The following is a 17,273-nucleotide window of genomic DNA, read 5'->3' on the forward strand; positions in this document are numbered from 1 at the left end:
CTTCATGCCTCCCTTTCTGTTCCTTTACCCAGTTGGTAGATCGCCCACCAGATGACGAGAAAACCGATCGCTTGCCCGGCCGTCAGCACCGAGCCCAGCGCGATCCAGTTCAACAACAGACCGGTCGCCGGAAATGCCAACTCCGCCACCGTCGCATAGCTCGCCGTTGTCGTCGACAGCCCGCGGTAGTACAGCAGCAGCGAGAACAGCCCCGGCAACAACGCTTGCAAAACCAGATTGCCCAGCGTGTCGAGATCTCCGAGCGCGTTCCACATCTGCGGCACCGCTTCGCCCGAGATCACCACCACCGCATAGAGAAACGGCAGGGCAAATAAAAACCGGGCAGCCGTCAGCGTCTCAAAGCTCATCTTGTCCAGCACCAGCCGCCCCATCACCGTCGACCCGCCCCACAGCACCGCCGCTCCGAGCGCAAGCATCGCCGCCATCCCGTTCGCATTGGTAAAATCGGCCCACGGCAGCGTAAATCCGTACGTTACCAGATAGGTCCCGATCATCGCGATCAGCAGATAACCGCCAAAACGTCTTGGCAGCAGTTCCTTCAACATCACGCGGGCGATCAGCAGAACAAAGACCGGTTGCACCTTTTGCAGCAGCAAGACCAGATTGGGATGGCCATACTGAAACGACGCCGTGAACAAGATCGTCGCCAGCCCCGACCCGCCCCACGACAGGAACAAGATCGCGGCCCACTCCTTCGCCGACAGCCGCGCCAGTTGCCTGCGCGCAAAAATCAACATCGGCAGCGCGTAGACCGCCAGCAGCAGATGTTCCAAAAACACGATCTGTGAAGACGTAAACGTGTGCAGCATCTCCACGCGCAAGATCGAGTTTGTCCCCCACAGCGCCGCTCCCAGCGCGACCAGCCACACCCCGCCGTTGCGACGCAGCGTGTCCGGCTCCTTCAGACGCTCCAGACCGGCTCGTGAAAACGGTGCCTGTCTCACGTTGCAAATCCTCCCCTCCACACCACATACGGCCCGATATCCAGATGTTTATTCATTGCGGAACAAATAAAGGCCAAACCCCAGCGTGTCCCGTCCCCACGTCAGATACGTCCGCCGCCAGCCCCGGATCTTCGCCAGCATCGCGTCGCGGTCCGGGTCATCCGGCTGTTCGCTGCAATAATCCTCGACCGACTTGCTGTACAGCCACTCGTACTCGTCCCATTCCTCGTCGTGGGTCACATACGACCAGAGGGGCACCAGCCCGAGTTCTTCCGCCGTCTGCACATTGGCCGCGTGGCTTTTCAGTTCCGACTCGTCCGCGCCGCCGAGCGCTTCCAGATACTCGCTGCAAGGCCGCTGTTTCCAGTACCCTTCGCCGATGAGCAGATAGCCGCCCTTTTTTACCTTGGCACCCAACGCCTGCAGAGTCGGCACCAGCCCGCCGAGCGCATGCGTCGATCCGATGCACATCCCGACATCGAACGACCCGTCGGCGATCCGCTCGATCTCCGCACCGGCGTCGCCCTGCACCCACACGACGCTGTCGTCCGCCACGCGGCCTGCCGCCCGCTGCCGTCCCGCCGACACCGCGCCTTCATACAGCTCCATCGCCGTCGCCCGGACACCGTACTGCTCCGCCATGCGGATCAACAGCTCACCCTGCCCCGCCCCGACATCGAGGACAGTCTGCCCCGCCTCCATCTTCAACATCTCCACCATCCGCATGAGCTTGCTCTCGCTGAGCGGATTGGCAAACGCATGATCGCGATGCGCGATTGCAGAAAATTTATTTCGGTCCATTCCTGTGCCTCCTCTTTCAAACCGCTCCTCATGAACATCAAAAATCGTATATAATGAACAATCATACCACGGAAGGGAGACTCTTCCTCCTATGGAACTCCTTACAGGCAAGAAAATCCTGATCACCAGCGGCGGTACCGTCGAAAAATGGGACGAGGTGCGCGGCCACACCAACCTCGCCCGCGGCACCATCGGCAAATACCTCGTCGGCGAGGCCCTGCAGCGCGGTGCGGAAGTGATCCTCCTGCACGGCTACTTCGCTGAGACGCCGCCCGACGCACCGGGCCTTCGCAAAGAGTCCTTCCTGGGCATCGACGACCTCACCGAAAAGATCCGCGCTCGAGTCATTAATGAGTCGGTCGACGCGGTGATCATGACAGCAGCCGTTTCCGATTGGGTCGTCGACTTCATGACCGACGCACACGGCAACCGGATCGCCGAAACCGGCAAAATCCAAAGCGACGTGCTGCCGATCGTCCATTTCAAAAAAGCGCCGAAAGTGATCACCGAGATCAAAAATTGGCGCCCCGACCTCTTCCTCGTCGGCTTCAAACTCGAGCACACCGACGACGAATCCTATCTCGTGCAGCGTGCCCGCACCCGTATGGAGACGTGGCGGGCAGACCTCACCGTCGCCAACCCGTCCACCTCCCTGCACACCGAGGACGCACCGCACTACCTCGTCCCGCCAAGCGGCGACGTCCGGATCGGACGCGGCAAAAAACACACGGCTGCGGCGTTGATGGACATCCTGTCCCACTCCCTCTAATTCATGATTGAACTCGCACGAAAAGCCCGTCATCGCTGACGGGCTTTTTCCTTCCTTTTTCCTGGTTCCCTGTACCTAAATCACGCGCAAAATCCGTTCGACCGCCTCTTGCAGCCGCTCTTCGCTCGCCAGCAACCCGACCCGGACATAGCCTTCGCCATGTGTGCCAAATCCATTGCCGGGCGCGACCGCGATATGCGCCTCGTGCAACAACTTCTCGGCAAAGCTCACCGACGTATACCCTTTGGGCACCGGCACCCACGTGAAGAACGAACCCCTCGGCACAGGAATGTCCCAGCCCGCCTTGTTGAGTCCGCCGACAAACACGTCCCGACGGCGCTCATAGACCGCAGCCAACTCGCGCACGCAGTCCTGCGGCGACGTGATCGCCGTCACAGCCGCCCGCTGGATAAACGACGGGATCGAGACGAACCAGTGCTCTTGAATCAGATCGATCGCCCGGATCACATCCGCATTGCCGACCGCAAAACCGACTCGCCACCCCGCCATGTTGTACGTTTTGGACAGGGTGTAAAACTCCACCCCGACCTCCTTCGCACCCGGCGTCTGCAGGAACGAGATCATCTTTTCCCCGTCAAAGCCAAACGCGCCGTACGCAAAGTCGGCCGCCACCACGATGTTGTTCTGCTCGGCAAAGCGCACCGTGTCTTCGTAGAACGACAGCGGAGCGACTGCCGATGTCGGGTTGTTCGGATAGTTCAGGAACATCATCTTCGCCTTGGCGAGCTGCTCCTTCGGGATCGCGCTGTAGTCGGGCAAAAAGTCATTTTCCCGCAGCAACGGCATCCCGTGCATCTCCCCGCCGGCCAGTTTCACACCCGACCAGTAGTCCGGGTAGCCAGGGTCCGGCATCAGGCAGACATCGCCCGGTTCGAGCAGGCATTGGCAGATCTCAACCAGACCGGTCTTGCCGCCGAACAAGATCGAAACCTCCCGCTGCGGGTCCAACTCGACGCCAAACTCAACGCGGTACCATTGCGCCACAGCCGCCTTCAATTCGAACAGCCCGGAGAACGGCGGGTATTTGTGCGTCGCCGGATCAAGGATCTCCTCTCGCAACGATTCAACGATATGCGGCGGCGTCGGCAGATCGGGGTTGCCCTGCCCCAGATTGATCACATCATGGCCCGCCTGCACCACTTTTTGAACATTTGACACCATCGTGCTGAAAAATTGTTTCGGCAACGTATCCAAACGAGACGCCGTCACGATATTCACCTTGGCAAGCCTCTTTTCTATTTTTTCTTAACAATAACGATATCTAGATTTATCCTCCACTATACTCGATCAGGTAAAAATCGGACAAGTGCTTTTCGTAAAGAATACTTATAAAATTTCCGAAAAAATAGAGTGATAACCTTTACAAGAAAGAAAATCATTAAAAATGTGGTTGCAGGACGGACAGAAGTAATAGTACAATAGCGCATATATTAAAAACAGTTACACGAATTTCAAGGAGGGTGATCTAGAATACTTCTTATCTTTATGCAGGAACGAAAAAGTCATTAAAGGGGCATCTCGTATGAACAAAATGATCGATTATCGATCTCAACTCGACAAAGTGGATCAGCAACTTTTAGAAACATTGGCCCAACGCTTGGAGATCAACCGGGAGATCCGCCGTTATAAAGCCGACCAGCAATTGCCAGTCGTCGACGCCTCCCGTGAACAGGAACTCCTGCAAAACAGAAAACAATACGCGGAACAAATCGGTGTCGATCCGGAGCTGACAGAAGAACTGTTCAAGCAGATCCTCGCCTTTGTGACCAAGTAGGAGGAGTAAAAAGATGAGTGGAGAGAACTTGCAAGCCCTGCAGACGCAGATTGAGACGGTGCAACAAGAGATTTTGAACCTGATCAACCAGCGGGTTGCTTTGAAAAAACAGTACGATGACGTGCTCGCGAGTGCACTCGGTTGCACAGAACCGCTCACCGACAAATCGATGATCGACAGCCTGGTCGCAGCCAATCGCGGCCCGATCACGGAAGAGCAAGTACGCGTTCTGTTCAAACAGATCTTCCAAGCGGGCGACGCCCCGAAAGCGACGGAGAAAAAGAGCCTGTTGATCTCCCGCAAACACCAAGCGGAAGACACCGTCGTCCGCGTCGGCGACTTCCAAGTCGGCAACGGCACGCCGTTCGTGATCGCAGGTCCGTGCTCGGTGGAAAACGTCGAGCAGATGGACGCTGTCGGCGCTCACCTGAGCAAAGAAGGCATCAAGATCCTGCGCGGCGGCGCGTACAAACCGCGCACGTCGCCGTATGACTTCCAAGGCCTTGGCGTGGAAGGTCTGAAGATCCTTCGCGACGCAGCCAAAAAGCACGGCATGTACTCCGTCAGCGAGATCGTGGCACCGGAAGACGTCGAGATGGCGTGCGAATACATCGACATCATCCAGATCGGCGCCCGCAACATGCAAAACTTCGAGCTGCTCAAAGCGGCCGGTTCGGTGCGCAAGCCGATTCTGCTCAAACGCGGTCTGTCCGCCACCATCGAAGAATTCCTCAACGCGGCCGAATACATCGCGTCGCGCGGCAACTCGCAGATCATCCTTTGCGAGCGCGGCATCCGCACCTACGAGAAAGCCACCCGCAACACGCTGGACATCTCGGCTGTGCCGATCCTCAAGCAAGAATCGCATCTCCCGGTCGTCGTGGACGTCTCGCACTCCACCGGCCGCAAAGACATCATGTTCCCGATTGCCAAAGCAGCACTGGCTGTCGGAGCGGACGGCCTGATCATCGAAACTCACAACAACCCGGCAGTGGCGCTCTCTGACGCCAACCAACAGCTCGACCTGCCTCAGTTCTCGAACATCATGAACAACTTGCGTGAGTCCGGCTACCTGTCTGTACCCGTCGGGGTCTAATCCCCGCACTTCGAAAAGGGCGCACCGAGTCGCAGTCACTCAGCGCCCTTTTCCTCATGACGTCATCAACTTGTTTACAGAAGGAGTTTGGAAGCGATGTTGAGATATCTGACGGCCGGCGAATCGCACGGTCCCGCACTGACCGCCATCTTGGACGGCATCCCGAGCAATCTGCCCGTCTCGGTCGAGGAGATCGATCACCAACTTTGGCGCCGCCAACAGGGCTTCGGCCGCGGCGGACGGATGAAGATCGAGACTGACCGCGTGGATGTGCAGAGCGGCATCCGCTTTGGACGGACGATGGGCACCCCCATCGCCTTGCTGATCCACAACAAAGACTGGCGCAACTGGTCGGAAAAAATGGCCATCGAAGGCAACGCTCCCGACAGCGTCGTCGAGATCACCAAGCCCCGCCCGGGTCACGCCGATCTGGCCGGTGCTCTGAAATACAACCAAGAAGACATCCGCAACATCCTCGAACGGGCCAGTGCCCGCAACACCGCGACGATGGTCGCGTGCGGCGCGGTTGCCCGTCAGTTGCTGCACCGATTTGGCATCGACGTGTACAGTCACGTCGTCGAACTCGGCCCGATCAAAGTCGACCGCCTCGACGGCACGATCCCGGAGATCGCCGAGCGCGCCGAACGCTCCGAAGTCCGCGTCGCCGACCCGGAGGCGGAAGCGCAGATCATCGAAGCGATCACCGCCGCCAAGGAAGCGGGCGACACGCTGGGGGGCATTTTTGAGATCATCGTCACCGGCGTTCCGGTTGGCCTTGGCTCCTACGCGATGCCCGACCGCAAGCTCGACGGCCGCCTCGCCCAAGCCTTGATGAGCATTCAGGCGATCAAAGGCGTGGAGATCGGCATGGGATTTGACGCAGCCCGCCACCCCGGCTCGCTCGTCCACGATGAGATCAACCACCGTGACGACCGCTACCACCGCCCGACCAACCGCGCCGGCGGCATCGAAGGCGGCGTCACCAATGGCCAGCCGATCATCGTGCGCGCTGCGATGAAGCCGATCCCGACGCTGTACAAGCCGTTGGAATCGGTCGACATGCGAACCAAAGAATCGTATCGCGCCACCATCGAACGCTCCGATGTCTGCGCCGTCCCGGCGGCGGCTGTCGTCGGCGAAGCGATGGTCGCTTGGACGCTCGCTCAGGCATTCTTGGAGAAATTCGGCGGCGATTCGGTCGAAGAGATCCAAGACAACCTCGACGCCTACCTGAAACGGGTGAACGAACGATGATCCGCGAGCGTGTCAGCACTTCGACACGGGCGTATGACATCGTGATCGGAGCCGACATTTTGCAGACGCTCGGCGAACTCCTGCGCGGCTGCGAAGTGTCCGTCTCCTCCCGTCACCTGCTGATCACCGACGAGAACGTGCAAGCGACCGGACTGGCTGACATTGCGTTGGAAGCGCTGACCGCATCAGGCTATCAGACCACTGTGCACACGATCCCGGCCGGGGAAGCATCGAAGACGCTCGCCCATGCCGAGACCGCCCTGCGCGCCGCGTATCAGGCCGGATTGGACCGCCGCTCCGTGATCCTCGCGCTCGGCGGCGGCGTGGTCGGCGACCTGGCCGGATTTGTCGCCGCCACCTACATGCGCGGCATCGACTTTGTGCAACTTCCGACCACCCTGCTCGCTCACGACAGCGCGGTCGGCGGCAAAGTGGCGGTCAATCTGCCCGAAGCCAAAAACGTCATCGGCGCGTTCCACCAGCCGCTCTGCGTGCTTTACGACACGCAGACGCTGCGCTCGCTGCCCCTGCGCGAGATGCGCTCCGGCCTCGCCGAAGCGATCAAACACGGCGTGATCCGCGACGCCGCCCTGTTCCGGTGGATCGGTCACTCGCTCGATGCGCTGTTGGAGCGGGACGATGCGGCCCTCGCCGAACTGCTCGCCCGCTCCTGCCGCATCAAAGCGGCCATCGTCTCCGCAGACGAACGGGAGACCGGCGAGCGCGCCCTGCTCAATTTTGGCCATACGCTCGGCCATGCGGTCGAGAGCCTCGCCCGCTACGGCACGTTCACCCACGGCGATGCGGTCGCCATCGGCATGGCTGCCGCCGCCGACCTGTCTGTCGCCCTCGGCCTGATGGCCCGTACCGATGCCGATGAGATCATCGCCTTGCTCAGCCGGGCGGGGTTGCCCGTCCGCATCCCGCGCGACCTGCCCGCAGGCGAGTTGATCGCCGCGATGCGTCAAGACAAAAAAGCGGTCGGCGGATCGCTGACTTTCGTCCTCTGCCGGGAGATCGGTCAGGCGGAGGTCGTCCGCCGCGTCGACGAAGCCGTTATTTGCCAGGTCATCGAAGATCGGAGGGAGCCATCGTGAACCACATCATACAACCTGCCCGCCACCTGACGGGAGAAACGACCGTCCCCGGTGACAAATCGATCTCCCACCGCGCCGTGATGTTCGGCGCGCTGGCCGAAGGACAGACGCGCATCACCGGTTTTCTCCCCGGTGCCGACTGCCTGAGCACCGTCCAGTGCATGCGCCAACTGGGCGTGACCATCGACCAACTGTCGCCGACCGAACTGATCGTGCACGGGGTCGGCCTGCATGGACTGAAAGAGCCGGAAGACGTGCTCGACGCCGGGAACTCCGGCACCACCACACGGCTGTTGCTCGGCATCCTCGCCGGTCAGCCGTTCCACATCACCCTCACCGGCGACGCCTCGATCAGACGACGCCCGATGGGACGCGTCACCGAACCGCTCCGTGAGATGGGCGCAGTGATCGACGGCCGGGAGAACGGCCGCCTCGCCCCGCTCTCGATTCGCGGCAGCCGCCTGAGTGCGCTCCGCTACGATTCACCCGTCGCCAGCGCCCAGGTCAAATCGGCCGTCCTGCTGGCCGGTCTCTCTGCGGAAGGCGGCAGCGCCGTCCGCGAGCCAAAGCCCAGCCGCGACCACACCGAGCGCATGCTGCTGGCGTTCGGCGTCGACGTGCGGACCACCGATGACGGCTACATCACCGTGCCGCCCGGCTCTACCCTGCGCGCGACCGATGTCGACGTGCCAGGCGACATCTCCTCGGCCGCGTTCCTGCTGGCCGCCGCTGCGATCCTGCCCGGCTCCGACCTGATCATCCGCAATGTCGGCATCAACCCGACCCGCACCGGCATCCTCGACGCTCTGCGCGAGATGGGTGCGGAGATCGACCTGCAAAACGAGCGGACATCCGGCGGCGAACCGGTGGCCGATCTGCGCGTGCGCGGTCGCGAGCTGCGCGGCATCACCATCGGCGGTTCGCTGATTCCGCGACTGATCGACGAGATCCCCGTGCTGGCCGTCGTCGCCACCCAAGCGGCGGGCGTCACCGAGATTCGCGATGCCGAAGAATTAAAAGTGAAAGAATCGAACCGCATCGCCACCACCGCCGCCGAACTTCGCAAATTTGGCGCGGTGGTCGAAGAACTTCTCGACGGTCTGCGCATCACCGGCCGCACCCGACTGCGCGGCGGCGCGGAGATCGAGACCTATCACGATCACCGCATCGCGATGGCGATGAGCGTGGCCGGACTGGTCGCAGACGGCGCGACCACGATCTGCGATTGGGAGTCGGTCGACGTCTCCTTCCCCGGATTTGGCGACCTGCTGGCCTCCTTTGACAAACAAACAACCTAGCGAAACATCGACGTTGACACATCAACTTAAGATGAACATAATTAAAATCAAGTTCCCTTATTTCATTCAAATTGTATACGGATCAAATAAAACTGATCGGCAGGTGAATTGATTTATGAGCACCTTATCGGCCAGCATGTCCACCTCCCAAGCGCCGATGCTGAGAATCGGTACGCTCGGTCCCGTCGGGACCAGCAGCGAACAGGCTGCGAACTACGCGATTGAACATCTGTACCCGAATCGAGCGTGTGAACTCTCGCTGCTTGACAGCTTTGAGTCCTGCATTGAAGAACTGCTCACCGAAAAGCTGGACGCAGTCATCGTGCCGCACGCGTATCCCAAGATCAACGATTTTTACATGCACCCGGAACTGGTGGTCGACGAGATCTTCCGCGCCGACACGCCGCTCTACGGCCTGGCGGTGCGGGATGACTTCGAATTTGACGAAGCGATGCTCGACAGCGAGGTCATCGTGTCCCACCCGGCCCCTGTGCCCTTGATCCAGTATTATCTCCAACGCGACCCTTCAATTAAATTGGTCAGTTCGACCAGCGAAGCGGCGCGCCAAGTGCGCGACTTCGAGACCAACCTCGCCGTCACCAATCAGCAGGCGGCTGATGTGTACGGCCTGAAGTTCGTCAAACAGTTCAAGCGCATCCCGATGAGTTGGACCGTCTTTCAAAAAGAGCATGGAAAACTGGAGGAGTGAATCACAATGACGACAACGAAAAACAGCCTCTTCTTCCCGGAAGCCACTCTGGAAGTATCCGAAACCGGCATCCGCACCTACAGCACCGTCCGCGGTGACACCGAGATCAAGTTCTCCTACATCCCGCCGGGTGCATCCGTCCCGATGCACGACCACCAAGAAGTGCAGATCGGCATGGTCGTCCAAGGCGAATTGACGATGACCGTCGGCGGCGTCACCCGCGTGATGACCGCAGAAAACGAGATCTACGTCGCACCGCCGTTCTGCCCGCACGCAGCGGTCAACGAATCGGACGGCGAAACGATCGCCATCGACATCAAGCGGTTCCGCGAAGGCGAGAACTACACGCACGCAGAAGGCTATTTCCGCGAAAAATACAACACCCGCGACCTGATTCCGGGCATGGAAGTCACCTTCTTCCTCGAAGACTGGATGGAGCTGATGATCGCCGACATCCCGGCAAACGGCGGTGAGATGCCGGATCACAAACACAAAAACGAGCAGCTCGGCATCTGCATCGGCGGCTCCTACCCGATGGTCATCGAAAACGAAACCCACATGATGAAAGTGGGAGACAGCTATTTCTGCGGCGCACGCGAGCGTCACAGCGCCGTCAACCCGTTCGACGTGGCAGCCCGCTCCATCAACGTCTTCCTGCCGCCCCGCTACAACCTGCACGAACTGAAGAAAAACAAATAAGCACAGATGAGGACAGGCTTGCAAAAGCCTCCTCATTTCTTAATTTTGGGGGAAGAGAATCCATGAACCATCACACATCCAAAGTCGCACTGGTGATCGGAGCCAGCAGCGGCATCGGCCATGCCGTCGCCCGTCGCTTGGCAGCAGACGGATTTACCGTCGTGCTCAACGCCCGCCGTCAAGAAAAGCTGGACGGCGTGCTGGCCGAGATCCAAGCTATCAGCCCGGACTCGGTCGCCATCGCCGGCGACAACACCGACCCTGCCCTGCGCGAGGCACTGTTCGCAGAGATTGAGCAACGCTTCGGCCGCTTGGACGTGCTGGTCAACAGCATTCCAGGCGCGATGCCGATCAAATTTAAAGACCTGCCGATACAGGATCTGCAGGGAAGTGTCAACGACAAGCTCGTTACTTACCTTGAAAACATTAAACGTGCCTGCGTATTGATGAACATAAACCGTCATGGTAGGATTGTTAATATAGTCGGAAATGCCGGAAAAGAGCCCATTCCCGAAATGTTTGTAAACGGATTAATCAATGCGGCAATCGTCAACGCAAGCAAATCGATTTCCCTCGAACTCGCTGCAGACGGCATTACGGTCAACTGCGTCCATCCCGGCAACATCCGCACCGAACGCTACTACGGTGTCGTGGAGCGGATCGCCGCCCGCAAACAGATCACCTTCGATGAAGTGGAACAGGAGTTCATTGAGAACATCCCGGTGCGGCGCATCGGCACGCCGGAAGACGTGTCGGCGCTGATCGGCTTCCTCGCGTCGGAGGGATCGGGCTATATCACCGGACAGCAGTTTTCCGTCGACGGCGGTCAACTCAAGAGCGTCTAACCACACCATTGACAAAAAAAGAGAGGAAGTCCATATCATGAGCGAACATGCGAACAAAGTTGTGATCGTAACGGGCGGCGCATCCGGCATCGGCCGTCAAACCGTCAAAGAATTTGTCATCCAAGGGGCGAAAGTCGCACTGGCCGACCTCAACCGCGCCGCCGGCGAAGAATACGCGACCGAACTGCGTGACGCCGGGCACGACGTGCTCTTCCTGTATGCGGACGTCTCCAAGGAAGCCGACTGTGAAAACCTGATCCGCACGGTCGTCGAACACTTCGGCCGCTTGGACGTGCTGGTCAACAACGTCGGCATTGAGATCTCCACGCCGATTCACGAGATGCCGTTGAACGAGTGGGAAAAAATGCAAGCGGTCAACGTGACCAGCGTCTTTCTCAACACCAAACATGCCCTGCGCGTGTTTCTTGAGCAAGGCGGCGGCACCATCGTCAACGTCTGCTCCGTATCCGGCCTTGTCGCATGGCCGAACATCGCCGCCTACAACGCCACCAAAGGCGGCGTGCTGATGCTCACCAAATCGATCGCCATCGACTATGCCAAGCACAACATCCGTTGCAACTGCGTCTGCCCGAGCATCGTGGACACGCCGTTCACCAACGCCTCCATCGGAGCTGAAAACCTGGAAGCGATCAAAAAGGAAAAGGCCAAGCTCAATCCGATCGGCCGCCTCGGCACCCCGGAAGACGTGGCCAACGCCATCCTCTTCCTTGCTTCAGACAAAGCTTCCTTCATCACCGGCTCGGCCCTCACGGTCGACGGCGGCTACACCGCGATTTAACAACAGAGAGGAAGAGAAACGTGGAGAAAAAGAAAGTACTCGTCATCGCAGATCTGGGCGGTTGCCCTCCTCATATGTTTTACAAGAGCCTTGCTGAAAAATTTTACGTCTACAGCTACGTCCCGCGCCCGTTCGCGCTGACCGTCGGACATTCCCAACTGATGGAGCAATACTCGGTCGCCGTGCTCAAAGACACCGACTTCCTCCAAACGGTCGAGGACTACGAGCATCCGACCTCCATCTACTGGGCGGACGGTGAATTCACCAAATCGGAGCGTCAGGTCGCCGACGACATCAAGCGCGTCGCGCGCCTGTTCGAAGTCGACGCGATCACGACCAACAACGAACTGTTTGTCGTCCCGATGGCGATCGCCTGCGAAGAGCTCGGCCTGCGCGGTGCCGGCAGCGAAGCGGCCAAGCGTTCCCGCGACAAAAACCTCATGCGCGAGAGCTTCAACGCATCGGGCGTCGCCGCGATCAAGAGCCGCCGCGTGACCACCCTCGCCGACTTTGAGGCTGGCCTGCAAGAAGTCGGTCTGCCTGCGATCCTCAAACCGTCCTACCTCGCCTCGTCCATCGGCGTGCGCAAAATCGACGGGTCGGTCGATCCGAGCCAGCTCTTCCTCGAAGTCCAAGAACAGCTGAAAAACATCCCGGTGCCGGACTCCGTCACCTTCGAAGCACCGTTTATCCTCGAGACCTTCCTCGAAGGCAAAGGGGACGACTGGTACGACACCGACGGGCTCGGCGATTACGTCTCCATTGAAGGGTTGATGGTCGACGGCACCTACTATCCGCTGGCGATCACCGATAAAGGGGGGCTGATCCCGCCGTTTATCGAGACCACCCAGATCATGCCGACCTCGCTCGACGCAGAAGCGCGTGCGATCATCGTCGACACCGCTCGCAAGGCGTGCGAAGGCCTCGGCCTGCAATGGTGCGCCACCCACACCGAGATCAAGCTGATGAAAAACCGCCAAGCAGGCGTCATCGAGTCGGCCGCCCGCTTCCCGGGTTGGAACGTCATCCCGCAGATCAAGACCACATTCGGCGTGGACGCGCCGCAACTGCTGGTCGAACTGCTCTGCAACGGTCAATCGGACCTGCTGCCGAACACCCTGCTCGAAGAACCGATCCGCTCCTCGGGCAACGTGCACTTGTTCCTTTCCGACTTCCGCGACCAGTTGGAAGTGGACGGCGACGAGACGGTCCTGCTGTTCGACTCCATCGAGATCCCGGAAGAACTGTTGGTCGGCGACACGCAGATCACCTCGTTCAGCTCCCTTGGCAAAGGCACCGAGCTGAACGTCAACGATTTCTTTGAAGTGTTGCACTCCGTCGCAGCGGTCGATCTGATCTCCAGCAACGCGGAAGACATGCGCCGCTCGTTGCTGAACATCCGCACTCGTTCCGTATTGAAACTGACCCCCAAGAAAGAGAAGGAGGCACAACGATGAGCCAGACCATCATCATTATGCACCGCTGGAACAACAGCTTCATGCAGTTCCAAAACGTCATCGACCATGCGGCAAACCGCGTGATCTACTTCGTCAATCCCGACGGCAAGAAGGGCATCGAGAGCTACATCGACCAAGCGAGCCGCGTCTTTGAATTCACCACCATGACCGACATTGAAGAACTGCGCGCCGCTTGCCGCGAAGTGATCGATCAATACGGCGGCATCGACCGCCTCATCGCGATGTCCGAGCTCGACCTGACCCCGGCGGCGATCCTGCGCACCGAGTTTGGCATCGTCGGTACGCAAGAGCATCAAGTCAAAATGTACCGCGACAAAGTCGAGATGAAAAAGCGCATGGAGCGAGACGGGATTCGTGCGCCGAAGTTCATCGACTGCGAAACGCCCGATGATGTCATCGCCTTCAGCAAAGAGATCGGCTTCCCGCTGATCCTCAAGCCGAAAAGCGGCGCCTCCAGCCACGGCGTCCACCAGATCAACACCGAAGCAGAACTGCATGCCGTACTGCCGAAGATCGACTTCTCCGACTACGAATGTGAAGAGTTTGTTGCCGGCCCGATCTTCCACACCGACGGCGTCACCCACAACGGCGAGATCGTCTTCCTCTCCGTCTCCCGTTACTTCAACGACTGCCTTGGCTTCCTGTCGGGCAACCCGGTCGGCTCGATCATCGAGGACGACCCGGCGATCCGCGAACAGTTGGGCGAGTTCACCAAGAGAGTGCTCAAATCTCTGGAGTTGGAAAACAGCGCCTTCCATCTGGAGATCATCATGAAAAACGGCAACGAACCGGTCTTCCTCGAGATCGGCGCACGTCTGAGCGGCGGCGAGTTCGCCTTCCAAACGCAGGACGTCTACGGTGTCCACATCGGCGAAGAATGGCTGAAGATCGAACTGGGTCTGTTCGACGGCATCAAAGTCGAGCAGCGCCATCCGTGCGGCGGCTACGTCCTGATCCCGGAACCGCGCGACACCCCGGTTGAAGTCATCCGCAACAAGAGCCTGATCAACGAAGTCGACGGCATGATCAAAGAGATCCTCGCGCAGCCGGGCGATGTCCTCGACGGCAACGGCGGCTACGTGAAGATCAGCGGCCGCTTCATGTTCCGCGGTGAGTCCCGCGCTCAGATCGAAGACGCATTCCGCAAAACCATCGACCTGTTTGACATGGAGTACAAACCGCTGTCCTCCGTCAAGGCGTAGGCTGAGGACGCGCTGAGATGAACAAATTTGGCATTCTGAAAAACAAAGTCTTCCGCAACTTCTTCTTCGCTTCTCTGATCGGCCTGTTTGGCGAAGGGATCTTCGGCCTGACCAACATCGTGCTCATGCAAAAAGAGACCGGCTCGGTCATGGCGATCTCCTTCATGATCATGATGACGATGTTGCCGTCCGTCTTTCTCGCTCCGTTTGGCGGCGTGATCATCGACCGCTTCAACAAGGCGAAAGTCGCCTTTTGGTGCAACCTGATCCGCTTTGTCTGCATGCTGGCTCTGGCTATCTTGTTCTTCATGGACTTGTTTTCGACCCAGGTGCTCTACGTGGCGATCTTCGTCAGCTATCTGGTCTTCCATCTGCTCACCCCGACCACGGAGAGCATGCTGAAAGAAGCCCTGTCCGAAGAAGAATACATGCAGGGCGTCTCGCTGACCCAGGCGGCGTGGCAAGTCGGTCTGCTCAGTTCCGGCCTGCTCGCCGGCATCTTGATCCAGTTCACCGGTCCGACGATCACCTTGATCGTCGCCTCGTCGACCTACCTGATCGGCGCCCTGCTGTACCTCGGGATCTTCGCGATCTACAAACCGGTCGCCGCTCCGGCAGCCGCTGCGGGTCAGCCGGCCAAAAAGCTCGGCCTGCGCTTCTTCCTGAACGACATCAAAGAAGGCTGGGGCTACCTGCTGCAACACAAGGGCGTGCTCTATCTGTCCCTTGGAGCCTGCATCTCGTTCCCCTTCTTCTCCGGCGTCAACATCTTGGTCGGCCCGTTCAACTTTGAAGTGCTCAAAGGCGACGAGTTCACGCTCGGCCTCGTATCGAGCGGCGCGGGCATCGGCTCCTTGCTCTCCGCAGGTGTCTGCCTCTGGCTCTCCAAGAAAAAAGGCATCCCGGGCTATCTGGTCGCCTCGTTGGTCCTGTTGGCCGTCTCTGTGCTGCTGTTCTCCATGCAGACGCACTACGTGCTCGCCTTCATCATGTACATCGTGCTCGGCCTGTTTGTCGGCAACGTCAAGGTGCTCTCCAAGACGCTCGTCTACCAACACGTTGAGACGGCGTACATCGGCCGCACGATGACCACGATCAACATGATCAGCCTCGGCTCGGCAACCCTCTTCTCCCTCCTGATCGGCTACATCGGGGAAAAGGACGTCACCAATGCCTATCTGGCCATCATCGCGTTGCTCGTGCTGCCGATCATCTTTACATTGGCCGGCAAATATTACGTCAACGCTGCATCCAAGCACAGCCTCGCCACGGCCCCGTCCTCGGACACCACGGCCTGATCGCACAAAAAAAGCCCATCGGTCTTGTACCGATGGGCTTTTCCTATCGATCTTCCAACGCCAGCAGCACCTGCTTGGCCGGCAGTCCCCCGCGAAACCCGGTCAGCGATCCGTCCTTGCCGATCACCCGATGGCAGGGCACAACGATCGGCACCGGATTGGCCCCGATGGCCGCTCCGACCGCCCGCACCGCATTGGCTCGTCCCACGGACTCGGCGATCTGTGAGTACGTCTGCGTCGTCCCGGCCTTCACCGCCAGCAACGCCTGCCACACCGCCACCTGAAACGGCGTCCCGCGCAGATCCAGCGGCATCGCAAACTCCGACCGCTCCCCGGCAAAATACTCGTCCAACTGCCCCGCATACTCCGCCAGCCGCTCCCGATCCTCGACCAGCACCGCGCCCGGTGCTTTTTTCGCCGCCCACTTCTCCAGCGTGGCAAACGACTCATTCGGCAACGTGATCACGCACACGCCTTGCTCCGTTCCCGCCAGATACAGCGACCAGTCCCCCTGCTGATAGGGCGCAAAATAAATCGTCTCGCCTCGTGCCATCTCTCTACCGACTCCCTTCCCGATACTCGCGCGGGCTCCTCCCGACATGCTTCACAAACACCGTCGCAAAATGCCCGGCATTGCCATACCCGACCGCACCGGCCACCTCGGTCACGCTGGCGTCTGTCCTCATGAGCAACTCCTTCGCCTTGTCAAGCCGCACGGTCAACAGCGCAACGGCCGGAGTTTGGCCCGTCACCCGTTTGAACACATGATGCAGATGATACGGCGAGACGTGCAACTCCTCCGCAATCCGTTGCAGCGTCAACGCCTCTGCAAAGCGCTCGCCGATCACCGTCCGCACCCGCTCAGCCAGTTCCTCATCCGGCCACCGTGCCGCATCCGGGCGGCACCGCTTGCACGGCCGATAGTGTTCTGCCGCGTCCTCCCGCCGGAGAAAGACCCGCACATGTTCCGGTTTTGGCGTTCGCGACTTGCACGACGGTCGGCAATAGATCCCCGTCGTCGCCACCGCATAATAAAACTGCCCGTCAAACGCCGCATTGCACTCCACAATCGCCCGCCACTGCTCCTCGCGCACGCGCCCCACCTCCGATAGCATTCAGTATAGACGCTTTCCAGCGCAGGCGGTAGACGTTGCGAATGAGAAAGCAA

General features: G+C 59.5%; 18 protein-coding genes. 13 read left to right on the forward strand and 5 right to left on the reverse strand.

Annotated elements, in window-relative coordinates; translation table 11 throughout:
- Positions 1 to 2 precede the first annotated feature (2 nt).
- A complete protein-coding gene (locus tag OS242_RS05380) occupies positions 3 to 965 on the reverse strand; it encodes a DMT family transporter (protein WP_267150630.1) in 963 nt (320 codons plus the stop codon).
- A 48-nt stretch (positions 966 to 1,013) separates the two neighbouring features.
- Entirely contained in the window at positions 1,014 to 1,766 is a 753-nt protein-coding gene (locus OS242_RS05385) for an SAM-dependent methyltransferase (protein WP_267150631.1), read from the reverse strand.
- Between the two features lie 91 nt (positions 1,767 to 1,857).
- Here OS242_RS05385 and OS242_RS05390 point away from each other — a divergent pair, with 91 nt between their 5' ends.
- On the forward strand, positions 1,858 to 2,535 hold the full coding sequence (locus tag OS242_RS05390) for a phosphopantothenoylcysteine decarboxylase domain-containing protein (protein ID WP_267150632.1): 678 nt from the start codon (positions 1,858 to 1,860) through the stop codon (positions 2,533 to 2,535).
- A 75-nt stretch (positions 2,536 to 2,610) separates the two neighbouring features.
- Here the strand turns inward: OS242_RS05390 and OS242_RS05395 are convergent, their stop codons facing one another.
- Positions 2,611 to 3,774 (reverse strand): pyridoxal phosphate-dependent aminotransferase, encoded by a 1,164-nt coding sequence (locus OS242_RS05395; RefSeq protein ID WP_267150633.1) that lies wholly within the window; start codon positions 3,772 to 3,774, stop codon positions 2,611 to 2,613.
- A gap of 304 nt (positions 3,775 to 4,078) precedes the next feature.
- Between OS242_RS05395 and OS242_RS05400 the strand changes: the two genes are divergently transcribed.
- The 12 genes from OS242_RS05400 to OS242_RS05455 all read left to right on the forward strand — a co-directional run bounded on the left by OS242_RS05400 (position 4,079) and on the right by OS242_RS05455 (position 16,105).
- Positions 4,079 to 4,330 carry a chorismate mutase gene (locus tag OS242_RS05400; RefSeq protein ID WP_267150634.1) on the forward strand — a complete coding sequence of 84 codons (252 nt, stop codon included), beginning with the start codon at positions 4,079 to 4,081 and terminating at the stop codon, positions 4,328 to 4,330.
- Between the two features lie 13 nt (positions 4,331 to 4,343).
- Positions 4,344 to 5,426, forward strand: coding sequence for a bifunctional 3-deoxy-7-phosphoheptulonate synthase/chorismate mutase (locus OS242_RS05405; protein WP_267150635.1), 1,083 nt, complete (start codon positions 4,344 to 4,346; stop codon positions 5,424 to 5,426).
- 96 nt (positions 5,427 to 5,522) lie between these two features.
- On the forward strand, positions 5,523 to 6,680 hold the full coding sequence (gene aroC, locus OS242_RS05410) for a chorismate synthase (protein ID WP_323372907.1): 1,158 nt from the start codon (positions 5,523 to 5,525) through the stop codon (positions 6,678 to 6,680).
- Complete coding sequence (gene aroB, locus OS242_RS05415) at positions 6,677 to 7,777, forward strand: 3-dehydroquinate synthase (protein ID WP_267150636.1); 1,101 nt, start codon at positions 6,677 to 6,679, stop codon at positions 7,775 to 7,777. The genes aroC and aroB overlap by 4 nt, the downstream gene beginning before the upstream one ends.
- A gap of 5 nt (positions 7,778 to 7,782) precedes the next feature.
- Positions 7,783 to 9,075, forward strand: coding sequence for a 3-phosphoshikimate 1-carboxyvinyltransferase (gene aroA / locus OS242_RS05420; protein WP_267150980.1), 1,293 nt, complete (start codon positions 7,783 to 7,785; stop codon positions 9,073 to 9,075).
- A gap of 115 nt (positions 9,076 to 9,190) precedes the next feature.
- The gene (locus OS242_RS05425; protein WP_267150637.1) at positions 9,191 to 9,784 is read left to right on the forward strand and encodes a type 2 periplasmic-binding domain-containing protein; all 594 of its coding nucleotides are present in this window, start codon (positions 9,191 to 9,193) and stop codon (positions 9,782 to 9,784) included.
- Between the two features lie 6 nt (positions 9,785 to 9,790).
- Positions 9,791 to 10,483 carry a cupin domain-containing protein gene (locus OS242_RS05430; RefSeq protein ID WP_267150638.1) on the forward strand — a complete coding sequence of 231 codons (693 nt, stop codon included), beginning with the start codon at positions 9,791 to 9,793 and terminating at the stop codon, positions 10,481 to 10,483.
- 62 nt (positions 10,484 to 10,545) lie between these two features.
- On the forward strand, positions 10,546 to 11,328 hold the full coding sequence (locus tag OS242_RS05435) for an SDR family oxidoreductase (protein WP_267150639.1): 783 nt from the start codon (positions 10,546 to 10,548) through the stop codon (positions 11,326 to 11,328).
- A gap of 37 nt (positions 11,329 to 11,365) precedes the next feature.
- On the forward strand, positions 11,366 to 12,127 hold the full coding sequence (locus tag OS242_RS05440) for an SDR family NAD(P)-dependent oxidoreductase (RefSeq protein WP_267150640.1): 762 nt from the start codon (positions 11,366 to 11,368) through the stop codon (positions 12,125 to 12,127).
- Between the two features lie 20 nt (positions 12,128 to 12,147).
- Positions 12,148 to 13,584 carry an ATP-grasp domain-containing protein gene (locus tag OS242_RS05445; protein WP_267150641.1) on the forward strand — a complete coding sequence of 479 codons (1,437 nt, stop codon included), beginning with the start codon at positions 12,148 to 12,150 and terminating at the stop codon, positions 13,582 to 13,584.
- The gene (locus OS242_RS05450) at positions 13,581 to 14,807 is read left to right on the forward strand and encodes an ATP-grasp domain-containing protein (protein WP_267150642.1); all 1,227 of its coding nucleotides are present in this window, start codon (positions 13,581 to 13,583) and stop codon (positions 14,805 to 14,807) included. Before OS242_RS05445 ends, OS242_RS05450 begins: the two co-directional genes overlap by 4 nt.
- 17 nt (positions 14,808 to 14,824) lie before the next feature.
- Entirely contained in the window at positions 14,825 to 16,105 is a 1,281-nt protein-coding gene (locus tag OS242_RS05455) for an MFS transporter (RefSeq protein WP_267150643.1), read from the forward strand.
- A 43-nt stretch (positions 16,106 to 16,148) separates the two neighbouring features.
- On the opposite strand, the gene OS242_RS05460 is transcribed toward OS242_RS05455, so the two are convergent.
- Entirely contained in the window at positions 16,149 to 16,658 is a 510-nt protein-coding gene (locus OS242_RS05460; protein ID WP_267150644.1) for a methylated-DNA--[protein]-cysteine S-methyltransferase, read from the reverse strand.
- A gap of 4 nt (positions 16,659 to 16,662) precedes the next feature.
- Positions 16,663 to 17,199: a bifunctional transcriptional activator/DNA repair enzyme AdaA gene (locus OS242_RS05465; RefSeq protein ID WP_267150645.1), complete on the reverse strand. Its 537-nt coding sequence runs from the start codon at positions 17,197 to 17,199 to the stop codon at positions 16,663 to 16,665.
- Positions 17,200 to 17,273 lie beyond the last annotated feature (74 nt).

It is taken from the genome of Tumebacillus lacus (genome assembly GCF_026410385.1).
In the GTDB taxonomy this organism is placed as follows: domain Bacteria; phylum Bacillota; class Bacilli; order Tumebacillales; family Tumebacillaceae; genus Tumebacillus; species Tumebacillus lacus.

Excerpts from the sequence above, each read along its gene's own strand:
- OS242_RS05385 (WP_267150631.1), bottom strand. The coding sequence starts at position 1,766 with ATGGACCGAAATAAATTTTCTGCAATCGCGCATCGCGATCATGCGTTT.
- OS242_RS05390 (WP_267150632.1), top strand. The coding sequence starts at position 1,858 with ATGGAACTCCTTACAGGCAAGAAAATCCTGATCACCAGCGGCGGTACC.
- OS242_RS05400 (WP_267150634.1), top strand. The coding sequence starts at position 4,079 with ATGAACAAAATGATCGATTATCGATCTCAACTCGACAAAGTGGATCAG.
- OS242_RS05405 (WP_267150635.1), top strand. The coding sequence starts at position 4,344 with ATGAGTGGAGAGAACTTGCAAGCCCTGCAGACGCAGATTGAGACGGTG.
- aroC (WP_323372907.1), top strand. The coding sequence starts at position 5,523 with ATGTTGAGATATCTGACGGCCGGCGAATCGCACGGTCCCGCACTGACC.
- aroB (WP_267150636.1), top strand. The coding sequence starts at position 6,677 with ATGATCCGCGAGCGTGTCAGCACTTCGACACGGGCGTATGACATCGTG.
- OS242_RS05425 (WP_267150637.1), top strand. The coding sequence starts at position 9,191 with ATGAGCACCTTATCGGCCAGCATGTCCACCTCCCAAGCGCCGATGCTG.
- OS242_RS05430 (WP_267150638.1), top strand. The coding sequence starts at position 9,791 with ATGACGACAACGAAAAACAGCCTCTTCTTCCCGGAAGCCACTCTGGAA.
- OS242_RS05435 (WP_267150639.1), top strand. The coding sequence starts at position 10,546 with ATGAACCATCACACATCCAAAGTCGCACTGGTGATCGGAGCCAGCAGC.
- OS242_RS05440 (WP_267150640.1), top strand. The coding sequence starts at position 11,366 with ATGAGCGAACATGCGAACAAAGTTGTGATCGTAACGGGCGGCGCATCC.
- OS242_RS05450 (WP_267150642.1), top strand. The coding sequence starts at position 13,581 with ATGAGCCAGACCATCATCATTATGCACCGCTGGAACAACAGCTTCATG.
- OS242_RS05455 (WP_267150643.1), top strand. The coding sequence starts at position 14,825 with ATGAACAAATTTGGCATTCTGAAAAACAAAGTCTTCCGCAACTTCTTC.
- OS242_RS05460 (WP_267150644.1), bottom strand. The coding sequence starts at position 16,658 with ATGGCACGAGGCGAGACGATTTATTTTGCGCCCTATCAGCAGGGGGAC.